This is a genomic window from Actinomyces massiliensis 4401292 (assembly GCF_000269805.1).
GTDB lineage: Bacteria > Actinomycetota > Actinomycetes > Actinomycetales > Actinomycetaceae > Actinomyces > Actinomyces massiliensis.
This window is the reverse complement of record NZ_AKIO01000030.1, coordinates 1-1,021: the sequence shown is the minus strand read 5'-3', so window position 1 is coordinate 1,021 and position 1,021 is coordinate 1. Positions and strand designations below refer to the sequence as shown.

General features: G+C 37.6%; 1 protein-coding gene. It reads left to right on the top strand.

Going from position 1 to position 1,021, the window contains the following annotated elements; all coding sequences use genetic code 11:
* Window positions 1-318: 318 nt before the first annotated feature.
* A partial coding sequence (locus W5W_RS15355) for an ISL3 family transposase (RefSeq protein ID WP_154650207.1) occupies window positions 319-1,021 on the top strand: 703 nt, incomplete at its 3' end.

The window sequence follows — 1,021 nt, the reverse complement described above, 5'->3', positions numbered from 1 at the left end:
CTTACGTACTACTGTCTTTGACATATTTTTCACTCCCTTCAAGCCTAAAATCTATTTCATTCTACTATATATAAAAGTATTTGTCAAGAACTTAACCAACATGTTATCTATATTTTTTAGAAATCACTTCAAAAAATAAAATGATACAAGAACCATAAGAAAAAGGTATAGGACCACAACCCTATACCTTTTATTGGGCTCTATAATTTCTGTAGTGGGTAAAACCACTGTAGGAATTATGGAGCCTATTTTGTTGTAGAAAAAAGTCCCATAAGACCTATAATGAAAAGCGACCAAACCATCATTAGAAAGAATCTTATGGAACAATTAAATTTTATCACAAACTTACTGGAAATCAAAGACCCTAACATTACGATTTTGGATGTTCTAGATGCTGGTACACATAAAGAAATCATGGCTAAGCTAGATTATCCCGCTCCTAAATGCCCTCACTGCCAAGGACAAATGGCTAAATATGACTTCCAGAAAGAATCGAAAATTCCCTATTTAGAGTGCGCGGGATACAAAACGCTGATTCGATTGAGAAAACGGCGTTTCCGCTGTAAAGACTGTAGAAAAATGGCTGTTGCTGAGACTTCTCTGGTCAAGAAAAACCACCAAATTGCAACCATCGTCAACCAGAAAATCGCTCAAAAACTAATCGAGAAAGTCCCTATGACAGCCATCGCTGAAAGCTTAGCTGTCTCTACTTCCACAGTCATTCGTAAATTGAAAGAATTCAAGTTCAAGACTGACCTTAACTGCCTTCCAGAACATATGAGCTGGGATGAATACAGCTTTAAGAAAGGCAAGATGAGCTTTATTGCACAGGATTTCGATTCCAGAAAGATTATAGCTATCTTAGATGGGCGGACTCAAGCAACGATTCGCAATCAATTCCTGCGCTATTCCAGACAGGTCCGAAATAGCGTGAAAATCATTACAATGGACATGTTTAGCCCCTACTACGATATTGCCAGAAAACTATTTCCTTCTGCGAAAATTGTCCTCGACCGCTTTT